The sequence below is a fragment of the Sutcliffiella rhizosphaerae genome (assembly GCF_917563925.1).
Taxonomy (GTDB): Bacteria; Bacillota; Bacilli; order Bacillales; family Bacillaceae_I; genus Sutcliffiella_A; species Sutcliffiella_A rhizosphaerae.
Map to the genome: position 1 here is coordinate 1 of NZ_CAKJTJ010000032.1, position 17,029 is coordinate 17,029.

Annotated in this window: 16 protein-coding genes; 9 read left to right on the forward strand and 7 right to left on the reverse strand. The window is 37.9% G+C overall.

Annotation, left to right across the window (positions count from 1 at the left end):
• Positions 1-290: 290 nt before the first annotated feature.
• Positions 291-1,715, reverse strand: coding sequence for a hypothetical protein (locus tag LRP81_RS18825; protein WP_230504011.1), 1,425 nt, complete (start codon positions 1,713-1,715; stop codon positions 291-293).
• A 245-nt stretch (positions 1,716-1,960) separates the two neighbouring features.
• Between LRP81_RS18825 and LRP81_RS18830 the strand changes: the two genes are divergently transcribed.
• From LRP81_RS18830 to LRP81_RS18855, 6 genes are all read left to right on the forward strand, one after another.
• Positions 1,961-5,077: a DEAD/DEAH box helicase gene (locus LRP81_RS18830; protein ID WP_230504013.1), complete on the forward strand. Its 3,117-nt coding sequence runs from the start codon at positions 1,961-1,963 to the stop codon at positions 5,075-5,077.
• 20 nt (positions 5,078-5,097) lie between these two features.
• A complete protein-coding gene (locus tag LRP81_RS18835) occupies positions 5,098-5,817 on the forward strand; it encodes a DUF2161 domain-containing phosphodiesterase (protein ID WP_230504015.1) in 720 nt (239 codons plus the stop codon).
• Positions 5,818-5,970: 153 nt separating this feature from the next.
• Entirely contained in the window at positions 5,971-6,597 is a 627-nt protein-coding gene (locus LRP81_RS18840; RefSeq protein ID WP_230504017.1) for a metal-dependent hydrolase, read from the forward strand.
• Between the two features lie 109 nt (positions 6,598-6,706).
• Positions 6,707-7,810 (forward strand): sensor histidine kinase, encoded by a 1,104-nt coding sequence (locus LRP81_RS18845; protein WP_230504019.1) that lies wholly within the window; start codon positions 6,707-6,709, stop codon positions 7,808-7,810.
• A 401-nt stretch (positions 7,811-8,211) separates the two neighbouring features.
• Positions 8,212-9,600: a Na+/H+ antiporter NhaC gene (gene nhaC, locus LRP81_RS18850; protein ID WP_230504021.1), complete on the forward strand. Its 1,389-nt coding sequence runs from the start codon at positions 8,212-8,214 to the stop codon at positions 9,598-9,600.
• A gap of 433 nt (positions 9,601-10,033) precedes the next feature.
• Positions 10,034-10,534 carry a DoxX family membrane protein gene (locus LRP81_RS18855; RefSeq protein WP_230504023.1) on the forward strand — a complete coding sequence of 167 codons (501 nt, stop codon included), beginning with the start codon at positions 10,034-10,036 and terminating at the stop codon, positions 10,532-10,534.
• Between the two features lie 114 nt (positions 10,535-10,648).
• Here the strand turns inward: LRP81_RS18855 and LRP81_RS18860 are convergent, their stop codons facing one another.
• From LRP81_RS18860 to LRP81_RS18880, 5 genes are all read right to left on the reverse strand, one after another.
• Positions 10,649-10,846, reverse strand: a complete 198-nt coding sequence (locus tag LRP81_RS18860) for a YfhD family protein (protein ID WP_230504024.1) — start codon at positions 10,844-10,846, stop codon at positions 10,649-10,651.
• A gap of 139 nt (positions 10,847-10,985) precedes the next feature.
• Positions 10,986-11,108, reverse strand: coding sequence for a YfhE family protein (locus LRP81_RS18865; RefSeq protein ID WP_230504026.1), 123 nt, complete (start codon positions 11,106-11,108; stop codon positions 10,986-10,988).
• Between the two features lie 476 nt (positions 11,109-11,584).
• Positions 11,585-12,148, reverse strand: coding sequence for a GNAT family N-acetyltransferase (locus LRP81_RS18870; RefSeq protein WP_230504028.1), 564 nt, complete (start codon positions 12,146-12,148; stop codon positions 11,585-11,587).
• Between the two features lie 232 nt (positions 12,149-12,380).
• The gene (locus LRP81_RS18875) at positions 12,381-13,508 is read right to left on the reverse strand and encodes an amidohydrolase (RefSeq protein WP_230504030.1); all 1,128 of its coding nucleotides are present in this window, start codon (positions 13,506-13,508) and stop codon (positions 12,381-12,383) included.
• A 21-nt stretch (positions 13,509-13,529) separates the two neighbouring features.
• A complete protein-coding gene (locus LRP81_RS18880; RefSeq protein ID WP_230504033.1) occupies positions 13,530-14,444 on the reverse strand; it encodes a TIGR01777 family oxidoreductase in 915 nt (304 codons plus the stop codon).
• A 107-nt stretch (positions 14,445-14,551) separates the two neighbouring features.
• Between LRP81_RS18880 and recX the strand changes: the two genes are divergently transcribed.
• Complete coding sequence (recX, locus tag LRP81_RS18885) at positions 14,552-15,355, forward strand: recombination regulator RecX (RefSeq protein ID WP_230504034.1); 804 nt, start codon at positions 14,552-14,554, stop codon at positions 15,353-15,355.
• A 25-nt stretch (positions 15,356-15,380) separates the two neighbouring features.
• Here the strand turns inward: recX and LRP81_RS18890 are convergent, their stop codons facing one another.
• Positions 15,381-16,040 (reverse strand): SDR family NAD(P)-dependent oxidoreductase, encoded by a 660-nt coding sequence (locus LRP81_RS18890; RefSeq protein WP_230504036.1) that lies wholly within the window; start codon positions 16,038-16,040, stop codon positions 15,381-15,383.
• A 77-nt stretch (positions 16,041-16,117) separates the two neighbouring features.
• Here LRP81_RS18890 and LRP81_RS18895 point away from each other — a divergent pair, with 77 nt between their 5' ends.
• Positions 16,118-16,450 (forward strand): YfhH family protein, encoded by a 333-nt coding sequence (locus LRP81_RS18895; RefSeq protein ID WP_399208110.1) that lies wholly within the window; start codon positions 16,118-16,120, stop codon positions 16,448-16,450.
• Positions 16,451-16,572: 122 nt separating this feature from the next.
• Entirely contained in the window at positions 16,573-17,013 is a 441-nt protein-coding gene (locus LRP81_RS18900) for a YybH family protein (RefSeq protein ID WP_230504040.1), read from the forward strand.
• Positions 17,014-17,029 lie beyond the last annotated feature (16 nt).

The following is a 17,029-nucleotide window of genomic DNA, read 5'->3' on the forward strand; positions in this document are numbered from 1 at the left end:
GATCAAATATGTTCGGTTTTTTAGTATAAAAATATGCTTTTATTTTTTAGATTACACTAGCGGTTGATTGGAGGGCAAGACGTAGATTCCTGCAGGATAAGTGGCCAATGTGAGACCCCGCAGGCGAAGCCGAGGAGGCTCGCGGGTCACCCGCGGAAAGCGAAGTCTTGCACGGAAATCAATAGCGGTATTTATTGTCGGCCATTATACTGTTCGTCTTTTTGTTTGTGTTCTTTAGTTTTGTCCCAGCCTCTTTTTTAAAAATGTGGAATGAGGATTTAACGTTTTTTCTAAAATAGCCACAATCCAAAAATAGTCGCAACAATTAAGCCAACTATAACAGGCACAAAACTTCTTCGAACAAGTTCCATTACTGGAACTTTAGCAAAACCAGCGACAGCAACAAGAGAAGACCAAGCGATTAGAGTTCCTCCTCCGACCCACACAGCACCCATTTGACCAATAGCAGCAAGAGTTGCGCTTTCAACTCCCACGCTATCACCTAAGGCACCTGAAAGAGCACCAACCAATGGTAAACCTGAAAAACCAGAGCCATCCAATCCTGTAATCATTCCAATTAATAATATTCCGAAGCCTGCAATAAAAGCACTTTCAGGAATATAAGACTGTCCTGCTAAAATTAGGTCAAAGAGGAAGGAAGGAGTTTCTCCTGCTTCTGATCCAAAGATGTTTGCAGCAAGTTCACCACTACCAAGAAAAAAGAAGCCTGCTATTGGGATAACGGGTCCCATCGCTTTAAAAGCAAATACAAATCCTTTTACGATATTATCGCTTACATTCTGAAGGGAGTTTCGTGCGTTCTTGAAAAGAGAGGCTGCAATAAGTAAGATAACCGATGCCCCACCAATAAGGGCAGCTCCAGCTCCACCTTCAAACGATGAAAGTACATCGGAAAATTTTGTAAGCACCATATAGATGATAATGATAAGAAATGTCCCAGGTACAAGAATGGCAAAGAGTGAGCTGTACTTGCTTCTTTGTACAGGTGTATCGTTGATATTAGCAGCATTTTCTGTCGAATCACTGTTATTCCAGGCTGTTAAGTGTTGAGCAGAAGGACGTGAGATTAACTTGCGAATGGAAAGGTATGCCAAAGTGATGGCAACAAAGCCAGTAATGAGGGATAATACAAATCCTCTATCTGCAACTGTTCCGATGTCGACACCCGCTGCTGTTGCAGTTAATGATGGTGCTATTTGGATAATATAGTCAGAGGATAAGGCCATACCTTGACCAGCAAGAGAAATTGCAATGGCTGCACCAATTGGAGGAAGGCCAGTTCTGACTGCCACTGGAATGAGAAGTGCCCCGACGAGCGGAACAGCTGGAGTTGGCCAGAAGAACAAAGAAATGGCATATGTGACAAAAACAATTACCCAAAAAGAAATGTGACCGTTTTTCATTACCCGTTGAAAAGGGGTTATCATTTGTTCATCTGTCCCAAGAGATTTCAAGGAATGTAGGAGTGCTGTCATGATAGCGATGATAAGAAAGATGTTAAATAGTTCCCCCGCTGCGACCAAACTCGCATTAAATATTGTTTGAAGCCCAAAAATAAACGAACCATTAAAAATCCACCCAACTAAAAATGTAACCAATAAGGCTGGAACAACGACGTTCTGCCTAAAAAGCATGGTGAAAATAATAACCAAGGTTCCGACTAAATACATCCAATGTGCAGCTGTTAATTCCATCAAACCCAATCTCCTTTCCAAAAGCTAAAAAATCTATGGTGTATAGTATTACAGCCTATGTTAGAAAGATGGCAAAGGTGTTGCGGACAGAATTTACCTAGCTAGTTCAGCAATTGTGAGAAAATGTATGGATTTTACTGGAGGGGGATAACTATAGCTAAAAGTGAGGTGGATATGCTAAAACTTCATTTGATTAACTATGATAAAATGAGAGTAAAGGTTACTTTGTGAAAGGGGCGGACCCATTGAACATCCATGTAACACAAAAAATAATTAAAGATCGGTGTGGGTCTGTTTCTTTTAAAAAGGGAGAACGATTTCACAGGGATAAAAGGGTGGAAATCCTATCATATACAGATGATAAGTGCGAAGCAATCGTAGCTGGTACGGAAAATTTTGACGTGGTCATCCGAAAAGAAACAAAAGGGGGCTTTCAAGCTTCATGTAGCTGTCCAAAACTGGCGTCTGTTAAACATGATTGTCAGCATATAGCAGCAGTACTTTTTACTATTTTAGAACAGGAATCAGCTACAGAATTATCAGAGGGAGTATTCCGTCTGTTCAATAGAGAATCCCAACAATCTTTTCAGCAGCGTCATTTTGAAAAGAGAGAGGTAGTAAAAGCGGAGTTTGCGTGTAAAATAATCGAGCAGAGAGATGGAAACCATTCACTGGCGATAGAGTTATTCATCAACGGAACTGCGGTTAAACAGATACGAAAATTCCTTTTGTCTATCCATTCGAATTCTTCTCATGAACTATTTGATGCAACTAATCAATGCTTCAAAATAGAAGATCATGACATAATTACCGAGCTAATTACTATTTTGTTAAATGAAAAGTTGTACGCAGGAGTAGTGAATGTTAATGAAGAACAACTACCCATTTCGGCAACCCATTCTCAAAAGCTACTGACATGTTTATCTTGCGTGGAGAATGCAACCATCGATGGACATCCATTTAAACTTTCAATTGACTCTTTGTCATTAGAATTCTATTTTTCAAAAGTACAGAAAGTAGAATATACCCTACAAGTAGAAGGTCTAGAGAAGATGGTCATATTCCCCTCTTATCAAGCTGTGTTTACAGGTGGACAGATAGTGTTTGTCGATGGTGATGATTGTAAGCGATTGGCAGAGCTCAAGCGATTGTTAAAGGCATCCAGTACAAATCACATCCCAATATCAGAAAATCAAGTTGCGCTTTTCCTTGATAAAGTAGTACCCGGCTTAAGAAGACTAGGTAAGGTCACACTGGATGAGTCTGTAACCGGGCTGTTCTCGAAAACCCCCTTGGTGGCAAAATTATATTTAGACAGGGTGAAAAACCGACTTTTGGCATCAATAGAGTTTACGTATGATCATATTATTTTCAATCCTCTTGATTTACGCGCAGGTACAAGCTCTATAGTCATTAGGGATCGAGAAAAAGAACAGTTGATACTAGATTTAATGGAGGAAAGTAGATTTGCAAAATCCGAAGAGGGATATTATCTACATAATGAGGAATTAGAATATCATTTCTTGTATCACATAATGCCAAAACTTGAAAAATTTGTCCAAACTTATGCGACAACAGCTGTCAGGAACAGAATCTTTAGAGAAAATCCTAAGCCATTAATTAGTGTACGGGTTAAAAAAGAAAGGACTAATTGGTTAGAATTCACCTTTAAACTAGAAGGCGTTTCAGAAGCTGACATTCGTGAACTACTAGCGGCGCTAGAGGAAAAGAAACGTTATTTTCGACTACGAAATGGAACTCTATTTTCCTTAGAAACGAGAGAGTTTGAAGAGATTCAAAGATTTTTAAAAGAAGCCCCAGTTCAGGTGGAGGATTTAGAACATGGGCTAAATATGCCAATTGTAGATGGCTTTAGGTTCATTGATTCGTTTGGTGGGGATGATGTGTTTTCCTTAGAAACATCTTTTCAGAAGTTTCTAGAAGATATCAAGAATCCTAGCCAGGAAAAATATCCAATCCCGAAGAATTTAGAAAAGGTACTCCGGGACTACCAAAAGCAGGGCTTCAGGTGGTTAAAGTCAATGGCGCATTTTGGTTTTGGAGGTATACTTGCAGATGATATGGGATTAGGAAAAACCCTTCAAAGCATCGCTTACATGGAATCAGAACTGGAGGAGATTCGCCATCAGCAAAGTCCAGTCCTCATTGTTTGTCCAACTTCATTAACCTATAATTGGCTAAGTGAGTTAAAGAAATTTACCCCAAATATTCATGCATGTGTAGTTGGTGGTTCACGGAAGGAACGGGAACAATTGTTGCAAAGCTGGAGAACGGTGGATGTGCTGATCACTTCTTATCCAGCTATGAGAAGAGATATACATCTTTATACAACCAAAATTTTTCACACTGTTTTCTTTGATGAGGCCCAAGCATTTAAAAATCCGCTTACTCAAACAGCTCGCACAGTAAAACGGATAACTGCAGACCATAAGTTTGCCTTGACCGGTACTCCGGTGGAAAATGCGCTTGAAGAACTCTGGTCTATTTTTCATATTGTTTTCCCAGAGCTATTTATGGGATTGAGAGAATACAGCTTTTTACAAAAGAAAACAATTGCGAGAAGAATAAGACCGTTTATGCTTAGAAGAATGAAAAAAGATGTTTTGGCTGAACTGCCTGAGAAACAAGAAAGTCTTGAAACAGTGGAGCTTTTACCTGAACAGAAAAAACTGTATGCTGCCTATCTTGCCAAACTCAGACATGATACGTTAAAGCATCTTAATAAAGACACGCTAAGAAAAAATAAAATCAGGATTTTAGCAGGAATTACCCGACTGAGACAAATCTGCTGCCATCCTACTCTTTTTGTAAATGGATATAAAGGAAAATCTGCTAAATTTGAATTGCTCCTCCAACTCATAGATGAGGCTAGAAGCTCTGGAAGACGTGTATTAATATTCTCACAATTTACGAAAATGCTAGAGCTTATAGGAAGGGAGCTCACCTTTCAGGGGTTGCCATTCTTTTATTTAGATGGAAAAACGCCATCAGAGGAGAGGGTAGAGCTGTGTGAGAGGTTCAATGCGGGAGAGCATGATTTTTTCTTAATTTCATTAAAAGCCGGAGGGACAGGTTTGAACCTAGCAGGGGCGGATACTGTAATTCTTTACGACCTCTGGTGGAACCCAGCTGTGGAGGAACAAGCAACAGACAGAGCACACAGGATGGGTCAAAAAAATAAAGTAGAAGTGATCCGACTTGTTTCAAGAGGAACGGTGGAAGAAAAAATGAATGAATTACAGGACAAAAAGAAACATTTGATTGAGGAGATTATTGACCCTGATGAGAAAGATGTAGCCAATTTAACAGAGGAGGATATTCGGGAGATTCTTTCGATTTAGGGAAGGTTGGTGTAACTAGAATGCAAGCAAAAATATTTGAAATGGATTTATATAAGCCGATTCAATCGTTTTTTATAAAAGAGGGCTATGAGGTGTATGGAGAAGTAAATGATTGTGATATGGCGATGATTAGAGGGGATATTCTTGTCGTGGTGGAATTAAAGCTTACTTTGAATGTTCAGCTTCTTATTCAAGCAACCAAAAGACAAAAGTTGACCGACCTCGTCTATATTGCAATACCAAAGCCATCTTTTAGTAGACGTTCAAAACGTTGGCACGATTTATGCCACCTTGTGAAACGACTAGAGCTAGGACTGATTGTGGTTTCATTTAGTGGAAAAAGAAAAAAAACAGAAGTGATATTCGATCCCATTCCTTTTGACAGAGCCCGCAGCATGCAACAGAATAAAAGAAAGCGTGAGGCCCTACTTAAAGAAATAAATGGGCGCAGCTCTGATTTAAATATAGGAGGAAGCAGCCGTGCGAAAATAATGACTGCCTATAAAGAAAACTGTGTGCAGATTGCGTGTTATCTGGATAAATTCGGAGAGCTCTCACCAAAGGCATTAAAAGATTTGGGAACAGGTGAGAAAACTTCGTCCATTCTGACCAAAAACTATTACAGGTGGTTTGAGCGCATTAGGCGTGGAACTTATACAATAAGTGAGAAGGGGAAACAAGAATATAAGCTGCATCCTGAGCTTGTTCAATATTTTACGAAAAAATTAGATGGTAAATGAGACTTTTCACTTCCTTTTGATGTGGGGAGTCTTTTTTTGTGACTTTTGTCCCTAACTAGAACGAATGTTTTCTTTTACAATGAATGGATAAACACCATCTTTTTATGAGTAAAAAAATGAATTTAATTAATCTACTTCTGAGGTGATACAAACATGAATGGTACAGCACATGTAGCCTGTGGAGCTGCTAGTGGATTTATTGTGGCAAATTATGTACAAGCCACACCAACTACAACTATGATTTTAGTAGGATTAGGGGCCGTCGCAGGACTTGTTCCTGACTTAGATATAGATGGGACGCTAAGAGGAAGAATAACATTGTCTCATAAGGCAACAAAATCGATTGCACAAATTATTGGGATCATGATCATCATTTATAGTCTTTATGAAGGTACTTTGGATGAAAAAATTCGAGGTGTTGGGATTGGAGCATTAATGATTGTTATTTCCTCACGTATTAAGCAAAAACATATGCTTACCATCACAGGTGTAGGTGTGGTATTAGGAGGAGTTTCTCTTGGAGAGCTCTGGATGCTACTCTTTGGTATCTACACAATCCTTGCTTCTTTCGTGTCCCATCGTAGTTATACCCACTCTATAATAGGAGTCATCTTTTTTGGATATATTGGATTGGAGCTACAAAAATCCCTGCATATTCCTGGGGTTTTTTATACATGTTTTATTGCTTACTGTAGCCATTTGTTACTGGATATGAAGCTGATTCCAAATAATAAAAAAGGAATAAAATTATTTCTACCAATTTCTTCAAAAGAAATATAGTAGCTATTACCTATTAAAAGTGTATGCTAAAATATTCCTATAATTGTATGGTATTAATTTAAATAGCTAATTTGCAAACCTAAATTATAGTAGAAGGTGGCAGGGGGAAATGGGTACAACTGAAAAACTCATCAGTTTTTTAGAAGAGAATTATGAGCGATTTATTCAAATATGGGAAAAAAAGTGTATTGTTTCTGATAATGATATATACAAAGATGAAATAGTCGAAAATGGAAAGAAAATGTATGAGCTTGTACTAAGAATACTTAAGAGTCCTCTCAAGGAAGAAGAAATTGTTATGTTAGCGAACAAGCTTGCACATGAACGAGTTGAGGCCACTGTGAACATTAGTGATTTTGTTTATAACGTAAATATTGGGAGAAGTGAAATTGTCTATTGGATATGGAACTCAGGCATTTCATTAGAAAAGCTTCAAGAAATCAATGCACTTTTTGACAAAGTAATTTATCTTGCTGTTAGGAAGTATACGGAAATAAAAGAAAAAAAATTAGAAGAAAAAGAGTTGTACATTAACCAAACACATAAAGAACGTCTTACCATATTAGGCCAAATGAGTTCAAGTTTTGTTCATGAATTTCGAAACCCCCTCACCTCTGTTATTGGATTCACCAAGCTACTACAGCATGAGCAACCTGATCACGCTTATCTAGAAATAATGAGTCATGAACTTGAACAATTAAACTATAGAATATCTCAATTTTTGCATGTTTCTCGAAAAGACATTATAGAGAGCAAGCGGGAAACTATTAATATATCCTTTCTTTTGCAGGAATTAGTAGAGTTTTTATATCCTAGTCTTTTAGATGGGGATGTAGTGATTCATTTGAGTATCGATCCATCTGTCACAATTCATGGGAATAAAGATGAGTTACGACAGGTTTGCTTAAACTTGATAATTAACTCCATAGATGCTTTGCAGCAGCTGAAAAATGGACAAAAAACCATTGACATTAATTGTATGGAAGTGGATGCTGTTACAGAACTGACTATTGCTAACAATGGTCCAAAAATAAAAGATGAGGATCTACATGCCATATTTGAACCATTTTTTACTACGAAGGATCTTGGAACTGGGATTGGGTTATATATTTGTAAGAAGCTAATTGAAAAACATAATGGCGAAATTTATTGTGAATCAGATGAAAATAAAACAAACTTTATTATCAAAATACCGAATAACTCCTCCTCTTAAATTTTGTTTAAGAGGATTTTTTCTTGACAAATTTAGCAATATAGTTTAATTTAAATACAATACTTTAATACCTAAAAGCGTTTAAGCGTTTAAGTGTGTTGGTATTATCTTTCTGAGATGAGTTGAGCTTAGTAAATAAATAGAGTGATAGCTTTGTATTAAGTAGTCAATTTTTCATGCAGCAACAAGAGACTGGATGAAGGGGTGAAAATCCAGGCAGATTAATTGATGAAATACCGTACATTTTTTAGTAGCTATCTTGTTAGTAGAGTGAGCAAATATTTTTTGCTAATTAGGGTGGTACCGCGGAGCTTCTTCGTCCCTTGTGTGATGGGATGAAGAAGCTTTTTGCTTTTTCAATAATCTAAATATCTTTTTTAAATAAAGTTGGAGGGAACAGCATGGAACAACATATACAACATAAAAACACCCCAATAAGCGTTCTAGAGGCCTTAGGTTTGGTAATTACGATTATTACTATTATTTCCTTATCTTTGTTCGTATTTAAAGTCGAACCTCATAGTCCAATATTCGCTAGCATTGTCATCTTAATAGCCTTTTCACTGATGAAGAAACATCCATGGAGTTATATTGAACATGGTCTTAAAAATGGCCTAAAGGAAGGATTAATCCCGATATTCTTGTTTATCTTAATCGGTATTTTAATAGGTATCTGGATGTATTCTGGTACCATACCAACGCTTGTTTATTATGGTGGTAAAATAATGAGTGCATCATTTTTTTTACCAAGTGTGTTTATTATCACTGCAATTATTGGTACATGTATCGGAAGTGCTTTTACAACGGCAGCTACTATAGGGGTCGCGTTTATGGCATTGGGAGCAGGTTTGGGAATTAATCCTGCAATCATAGCAGGGGCTATCATTTCCGGAGCGTTTTTTGGAGATAAAATGTCCCCACTCTCTGATACAACCAACATTGCTTCAGCTGTTAGTAAAGTAGACTTATTTGACCATATTCGCCACATGTTATGGACTACGATTCCAGCAGCTCTTATCTGCCTAGTCGTATTTAGTGTTATTGGTTTTGGAGGGAATACAGGCGATATTGATCATTTAGATGTGCTACCTGTCGCCTTGAAGGAAGCAGGAATGGTAAGTGTGTGGGCGATATTGCCAGCCATTGCAATGTTCCTTGCAGCCATGAAAAGAATTCCAGCAATATTTGTCATGTTAATCGGTATTTTGTCTGGAGCTGTAATAGGTTTTGTTTTACAGCCAGGAACAGGTATATCGGAGCTTATGAATGTTATGCAAAATGGATATATAGGTCAGACAGGGAATGAAGCAATTGACGGCATCCTCACACAGGGAGGAATCCAAAAAATGATGTGGTCTGTCTCTTTAGTCCTCTTAACATTAAGTATGGGAGGATTGATTCAACAACTAAAAGTCATGGAACGTCTTATTGTCGCAATTCGAGCAAAGCTAGTTTCGACTGGAAGGCTTATTTTAGCCACCGTTTTAACTGCAATTGGAGTTAATATAACTGTTGGTGAGCAATACATGTCGATTATCTTAACTGGACAAGCTTTTGAAAAAGAATTTGAAGCAAAAGGAATTGCATCCAAAAACCTTGCAAGAGTATTAGAAGACGGGGGGACAGTCATCAACCCATTAATTCCATATGGTGTTAGCGGTGTATTTATGGCAGGAGTGCTGGGAGTACCAGTTTTGGATTACTTGCCATATGCCATTTTTTGTTTAGCTAGCCCACTATTAAGTGTATTTTATGGATTTACAGGGATAAGTATTACGAATAGAGATTAAAAAAATGGAACGTACTGAATTTAAAGACTATTAAATTTCAGTACGTTTTTAATACAGGCAGTTTTCGCAAACTTTGTTGCTTTCACGAATTTTTTAATTACTTGGAATAAACGTTACCGTCGTGCTCTTTTCCTGCAATTTAGGTAAGTATCAGGGGAAATTTTACGTAACATATAGGTAAAAAGTGCAGAAACCGACTTTTTACGGGTTACTAACAACAATCATTAAGAAAAGAGCCTTAAAAAATAAAAAATATTGCGAACACTTTGTGAACGCTATTGTTTGGTTAGGAAAAATGATGTATATTAAAGGTAGAAAGTAAGTGAAAAACTTCACAAACTTTCTTAAATAACAGTCTAGCCGGCTAAGCATTTTTTTTAAACACACTTGTGAAAAACTTCACAAACTTTCATTCCGATAGGAGGAATATAACATGAGATGGTTACGTGGACCGAAAATTGCTATTTTGTGGACGATTCTTAGGGTATGGTTAGGTATTCAGTGGCTGAAGGCTGGTTTCCCTAAAATTGGAACTTTCGATGCGGAAGGATTCTTACATGGTGCAATTGCTAAGGCGGAAGGAGCGCATCCGGCTGTCCAAGGGTGGTATGCAGCATTTCTAGAAAACGTAGCTTTACCAAATGTTAATTTAATAAATATATTAATTCCATGGGGAGAAGTGCTAGTGGGTATTGCACTTATAGTAGGACTTGCAACACTTCCAGCCTTACTTGCAGCGGCATTTATGAACTTGAATTTCCTACTTGCTGGAACGATAAGCACGAACCCAATTTTATATACGTTGGCAATCCTACTACTTGCAGCAGGTACAGCAGCAACATATTATGGATTAGACCGATTCGCAATCAGGTTTATTAAAAACAAATGGAAAGATAGAAAAATGGTAAAGCAGCATCCCGCTACGGTGCAATGATTAGTTTTAGCTCTCCAATAAGGGGAGCTTTTTTCTATGAAATATTTATTTGTCGATCCTTGTAAGTCTTAAATCAGGTTACACGTGCGACCCTCATGGATCGCACGTGAAAACTTATTTAAATGTATCCTTTTTACTGTTTCGAGTAATCCCTGCAGCAGAGGCACGAGCTTGTGCTTCTAAAATTTCATTATCTGCATGCTGCTCATTTGCAAACTCCTCAGCATGTGCAGGTTTTTTCATATTCTTAGGCACTTGTGGAAGTGAAGCTTTATTCTTACCACCTGATTGATGTCCTCGAGAGCGTCCCATAGTCATGCCTCCAGTATTAAAAGATGGACTATAAGAAGTCCTCCTTCATAGGATTGCCTACCATACAATTCTCATATCAGGAAGTTGTTGGAGGAACAAAAAGACTGCCTCCATCACAAAGGATGGAGGCAGTTTGAAATTATCTTGGCTTGTCCGTATATCCACCAACACGGTCTGCCATTCTAAATTCCCGCGAATATGTAACGGCTTGAGTTTTACTTAAGGAACTCTTGGTTTTTTCTCGGCGTTTTTTCTCGTTCATTTGAAATTCCACCTCCGGAACTTAGATTAGCTCTAGTGTGCACTTCTTAGTGGAAGATTATACTAAAAGCTAAGTGCCCATATACCGAACCAGAAGGAAAGTTAATCAGGAGATTTTTATAAAGATTAGTAAGTGTGTGGGGCTGCTTGTCTGTTTCCTTAAAAGTGATCACAAGATATGAAAATGAATTTTAATTATTAAGCGAAACGTGCAATTAATTCAGCGGGTGTAATATTTTCCCACATTAATATCCACAACAACCCGTTTCAGATTTTAAAATAGCTGCTTATGGATTCACCAGCTCACAGCATTTTCGCACAGGACAAGAAAGATTAGTGAATAGAGGACAAGTTTTCAGACACAGTCCCCATAGGACCAGCGAAGTGTCTAGCTCTCGATGTTAAAAAACAAGCCGTCTTAGAAGGTGATATCCCAATCTTCTAAGACGGCTTGATAAGGCGCTTACGCTTTTCTTATTATGCTTCCTTCAACTGATGCTCTTCATGCAGCACTTCATGTCCGGTACGTAATTTATATAGTGTATATTGGTCGCGTGAGATTTCATACAAATTGTAGATATCTTCACCATCATTAATTTCATCTAAGAGGCTTTTTCGAGTTTCATTAGCAAACACTACATATGGCAGCTTTTCGGCAGCTTTAGTAGAACGAATATTGACTTTTCGAATGCGCATGAAGATGGACTGAATATCCAATTCATAAAAGAGTTCCTCAAAGAAATGATCCTTTGCAGGTTGATTATAGCCTTTGCCATGATATGGTTTGCCTAACCAGGTACCTAAAAACCCTGCTCCATCCTGTACGTCAAAAAGATTGATTGTTCCAATTGGAGTGCCCCACTCATCAAGAATGGTTCGCGAAATCAATTCTCCACGTTCTTCTGATTCGATGGTTTGCTTAGTTAGGAAAAGAAACTCATCGTAAGAATACGCTTTATGACGCACAAAAGGGAAGACTTCTGGGTGCACCATTAACTCATAAAGAGTTTGAGATTCGTAAAAATCACGTTTTTTGAGCATGTCTAACCCTCCAATTGAGGGCAGAAATGTCACGTACGTGAAAAAAGGCCCACCCTCGAAATTTTTTAAATTACAAAAAATTTCGGGGTGGGAATCGAACCCACTAGAACCAGTAAAACTGGTGGCGCACCATTTGCCTTCCCTAACATTAAAACAAATTGTTAGTTGTATAATAATTTTGTTTACCTTCGTATCATACTCGATTTTTTCTAAAAAAGATACTGTTTTTTTGTTAATTTTTTTGGTAAATTATTTCACCGTCAACCATTGTCATGACTGGCTTTGCAAGGAATTGGAAAGGGTGGTGTGACCATAGGACTAAGTCGGCATCTTTACCTGTTTCAATACTTCCGACTCTATGTGCTATATGGAGATTTTTTGCAGCGGTAATGGTGATGCCTTCGAGAGCTTTTTGTTCATTTAGCCCTTCTCGGACTGCAAGTGCAGCACAGATATTTAAGTACTGGACAGGGGTATAGGGATGATCCGTTGTGATGGAAACTTCGACGCCTTTTTCCGATAAGGCTTGATATGTTTTCCAGCTTTTATTCTTCAGTTCTATCTTTGATTTTCTCGTCATTGTCGGTCCGACACACACTTTTAAGTTACGGCCAGCAAGTTCATTAGCGATTAAATGTCCTTCGGTACAATGCTCAATGGTAAAGCGAAGATTGAATTCTTCAGCAAACCGTATGGCGGATAGTATATCATCTGCACGATGAGCATGAATACGAACCGGGATTTTTTGTTCTAATGCCATCACTATTGGCTTGACACGTAGGTTATCTGGTTCATCACAATGCTTTGCCTGATAGAAGGCTTCCCGAAGCATCCCCATTATCCCCATTCTTGTAATAGAATCTTTATTTCCCTGACTATGGATGCGTTTCGGATTTTCGCCAAAGGCGATCTTGAGTCCCGCAGTTTCCTGGACAATCATTTTTGAAATACTGACACCATGAGTTTTTATGACAGAAGTTGTTCCCCCAATTACATTTGCGCTGCCTGGCATAATATGAACAGTCGTCACACCATATTGAATGGCATCTTGAAAGCCTTGATCAAGTGGATGAACACCATCTAACGCTCTAATATGGGGAGTGAGCGGTTCGATTGTTTCATTTGCATCATTTCCGGCCCAACCCGTACCTTCATCATAAAGGCCAAGGTGGGTATGAACATCTATAAAACCTGGAAAAAGGTATTGCTCATTGCATTCAATTATTTGTGTATTCTCCAGGGAGGGTTGGTTCCGTCCGATAGCGACTATTTTTCCTTTGTCCACCAACACATCACTTTGAAGCATTGGTTCTGAAGTAATGGGAAACACCGTAGCATTTTTAAATAAAATCGGTTTCATAAGAGCGCTCCTAGTGTTTAGTTATTTCTTAGATTGTAATATTTTGGACAGAGCGTCTTCAAGATTGGAATGAAGGAATTTGTATCCATGATTCTCTAATTTTTTTGGAAGAACTTTTTGCCCTTCTAAGACAAGGACACTCATTTCTCCAAGTGCTGTTTTTATTAAAAATCCTGGTGTTGGGAACCAATGAGGTCGTCCCATTACATTCCCGAGGGTCTTTCCAAACTCCTTCATTTTTTTAGGATTCGGGGCAGTTACGTTGACGGAACCTTCGATGGAGTCATTTTCCAGACAAAATACAATAGCTCCTGCTACATCGTCAATATGAACCCATGACATCCATTGCTCGCCAGTTCCTATTTTTCCACCAACGAACATTTTATAAGGAAGTAGCATTTTCGGTAATGCCCCTTCATCTTTATCTAATACAATACCAAAACGAGTGAACACCACACGCACTTCCTTTGGTACAGCATGTTCAGCTTCTTTTTCCCATGCATAGACGGTGGAAGCTAGAAAATCTGTGCCAGGTGTTGTATGTTCTTCTGTGAAAGTTTCTGTTTCGGATGTTCCATAGAACCCGACTGCGCTTGCATTAATAAGTACTTTCGGTTTAGTTTGTAGGGCACTGAAAATCCGGTTAATTTCTTTGGTGGAAGAAAGACGGCTTTCGATAATTTTTCGTTTTTGTTCCTCCGTCCAGCGTCCACTATTGATTGATTCACCAGCAAGGTTAATAAAAGCATCTACGCCTTCCAATTCAAGTTCTGGATTTGCCGAATCGTGTAACCATTCTACATATGTGACATCGGCTTTTTCCTTTTTATTCGATTTGTTTCGAGTTAATATATAGATAGAATGCCCTTTATCTATTAAAAGGTCAGTGAGAGCTTGACCAATAAGTCCAGTACCACCAGTAATGGCAATCTTCATGCTTATCATCCTCCCAAGAATTATCTTACCTACTATATTAAGTCTTTTCCCTAAAAATCCTTCCTTTAATACGAATTAATATGCTTTTGAATAGGAGTGTGTTGGAAATGAGTAAAATTACAAAAATCACAGTACAGCAAAAAAACAAAGCACGATTTAATATTTTTTTGGATGAAGAATATGCCTTCGCTGTTTATGAATCAACGCTATTAAAGTATCAGCTTGCAAAAGGGAAAGAACTTGACGAGCTAGACATTGAGGAAATCTTATTCTCTGACCAGGTTAATAAAGCATATAATGCAGCCGTGCACTATCTATCTTTTCGGATGAGAACGGAAAAAGAAGTGGTGGATTACCTAAAAGAAAAAGAATACGAAGGATTTGTCATCAAAGAAATTATTGTGCAGCTTAAAGAACAAAGTTACTTGAATGATAAAGAGTTTGCGATTGCGTATGTAAGAACACAAGTGAATACAACCTTAAAGGGAAGAGGGATTATAGAGCAAGAGCTACTGGATAAAGGTGTGGATAAAGAATGTGCAACAGAAGTTTTGGAAGTGGAATATGCACTGGAGAAGGAGGTTGAGCATGCAGTAAAGCTAGTAATAAAGTATGCTCCAAAGTATAGTCGGGATTCATTTAAAATTATGATTCAGAAAGTGGAAAGTGCACTTCTCAGAAAAGGATACAGTTATTCTATTATAAAACTGGCAATCGAAGAAGCTGAGCTCGAACAGGATACATCCGAAGAATGGGAAGCTATTGGAAAGCAAGCGGAGAAATTTCATCGAAAGTACAAAAGTTTAGAAACTTATGAATATATGATGAAAATGAAAGGTGCTCTCTACAGAAAAGGCTTTACTATTGAGTTAATTGACAAGTGGCTTGAAGAGGAAGGAGAAAAGTTGTGATGAGTCACATCACAACTTTTAGTTATTATAACTCGATAAATAGCTCTTCATCTCTTTCGACAATTTTTTTGGCAACTTCAGCAGACGACTGGAGTCTAGTTTTGTCCTTAATATGATTCGTTTCATCCCAGAAAGGGGTGTTCATTCCACCCATATAGGTAGCTGTAACGTGTACTGTACCCTCTAGTTCTTTTTGAAGGCTTTCTGTAAAACCTCTTATAGCGAATTTACTAGCAACATATACGCTTTCATTCACTTTTCCTTTTTGCCCAGCGGTGGAAATGATATTCATTATTTTCGGATTCTCTTGTTGTAGTAAATGAGCGAGTAATGTTTTTGTTAAATAAATGGTTCCAAGGATATTAGTCTGGATAGTATGTTGAATATCTACCTCATTTAATTCTCTCAGCGAGCCAAAGCAGCCAACTCCAGCGTTATTTAACAAGTATGACACCTTATGTTTGTTAATTATTTCCTTGACTGTCCTTTTTACATTCTCTAGATTTGCGATATCTAATTGATATGTATAGGCATTTCCACGTTTTAATGCTATTTGGGTGGCCACTTTTTGTAACGGCTCAAGCCTTCTTCCTGTAAGAATAATGGTATGGCCAAGCTCTGCATAAGCAAGGGCAAGCTCTTTTCCTAGTCCTGAACCTGCACCAGTAATTAATATCGTTTGCATCTTATCCCTCTTTTTCTTTTTGTAAACTGAAAATAATGCTATTCTTACTTTATATAGAAATTATAGGGGGAGCGCAAGTGGAACAGGAAAAGCGTTATAGCCAAATGACTACGAACGAATTACATCAGGAGATAGGAAGGCTCAAGGAAAAAGCACGAAAAGCTGAGCAACTTGGTATCATAAACGAGTTTGCGGTCTTAGAACGTAAAATAACGATGGCAAAAGCATATATGCTTAATCCGGAAGACTATCGATTGGGTGCAGAATATGAAATAGAAGGAGATCCGGGAGTATATTTTAAAATAAAGTATATGAATGGAGTATTCGCATGGGGGCATAGAATCCATGGAAATACAGTGAATAAGGAAGAAGAAGGACTCCCGATTTCGATGTTGAAAGACAAAGAGTAACTTTAATTTACATACCAGTTGATTCTAAGTAATTCTGAAAACATGGAGCATAGGTAATCGAGTTTGAAAGTTGAAAGTGCTTAACAAAAAAGCCGAACTATTTTTATAGAGGAGATGACTTTATGAAGACTGGTAGTAGTAAAGTGCAGGACGTTCTTGAAAATTATAAATGTGCCGTTTATGAAAAAGATGTAGAAAAATTCCTATCTATCTATGCTACTAATATACATATTTATGATTGCTGGGGAAACTGGGAGTGTAAGGGCATTTCTTTATGGAGAGAAAAAGTGATAGAGTGGTTTACTGGTTTAAGTGAAGACGGGGAGTTACTAAAAGTAGAATTGGATGACTTAACGATAGAAGAAAATTCGAATGTTGCTTTTGTTCATTGTGCTGTTACATTTGCTGCTTACAAAGAAAAAACTGGAGAGAAGCTTCGTCAAATGACAAACCGTTTTACATATGGATTTAAAAAAGTTAATGAGTCTTGGATCATTACACACGAACATTCATCATTGCCAATAGATATGCAAACTGGTAAAGGTATGTTTCACCTAAAATAGGGGAAAACCCTTAATT

Bases quoted from the DNA above. Each gene is read 5' to 3' on its own strand.
- LRP81_RS18875 (WP_230504030.1), bottom strand. From the start codon at position 13,508: ATGAAACCGATTTTATTTAAAAATGCTACGGTGTTTCCCATTACTTCA.
- nhaC (WP_230504021.1), top strand. From the start codon at position 8,212: ATGGAACAACATATACAACATAAAAACACCCCAATAAGCGTTCTAGAG.
- LRP81_RS18900 (WP_230504040.1), top strand. From the start codon at position 16,573: ATGAAGACTGGTAGTAGTAAAGTGCAGGACGTTCTTGAAAATTATAAA.
- LRP81_RS18870 (WP_230504028.1), bottom strand. From the start codon at position 12,148: ATGCTCAAAAAACGTGATTTTTACGAATCTCAAACTCTTTATGAGTTA.
- LRP81_RS18865 (WP_230504026.1), bottom strand. From the start codon at position 11,108: ATGAACGAGAAAAAACGCCGAGAAAAAACCAAGAGTTCCTTAAGTAAA.
- LRP81_RS18835 (WP_230504015.1), top strand. From the start codon at position 5,098: ATGCAAGCAAAAATATTTGAAATGGATTTATATAAGCCGATTCAATCG.
- recX (WP_230504034.1), top strand. From the start codon at position 14,552: ATGAGTAAAATTACAAAAATCACAGTACAGCAAAAAAACAAAGCACGA.
- LRP81_RS18840 (WP_230504017.1), top strand. From the start codon at position 5,971: ATGAATGGTACAGCACATGTAGCCTGTGGAGCTGCTAGTGGATTTATT.
- LRP81_RS18860 (WP_230504024.1), bottom strand. From the start codon at position 10,846: ATGGGACGCTCTCGAGGACATCAATCAGGTGGTAAGAATAAAGCTTCA.
- LRP81_RS18845 (WP_230504019.1), top strand. From the start codon at position 6,707: ATGGGTACAACTGAAAAACTCATCAGTTTTTTAGAAGAGAATTATGAG.
- LRP81_RS18880 (WP_230504033.1), bottom strand. From the start codon at position 14,444: ATGAAGATTGCCATTACTGGTGGTACTGGACTTATTGGTCAAGCTCTC.
- LRP81_RS18890 (WP_230504036.1), bottom strand. From the start codon at position 16,040: ATGCAAACGATATTAATTACTGGTGCAGGTTCAGGACTAGGAAAAGAG.
- LRP81_RS18825 (WP_230504011.1), bottom strand. From the start codon at position 1,715: ATGGAATTAACAGCTGCACATTGGATGTATTTAGTCGGAACCTTGGTT.
- LRP81_RS18855 (WP_230504023.1), top strand. From the start codon at position 10,034: ATGAGATGGTTACGTGGACCGAAAATTGCTATTTTGTGGACGATTCTT.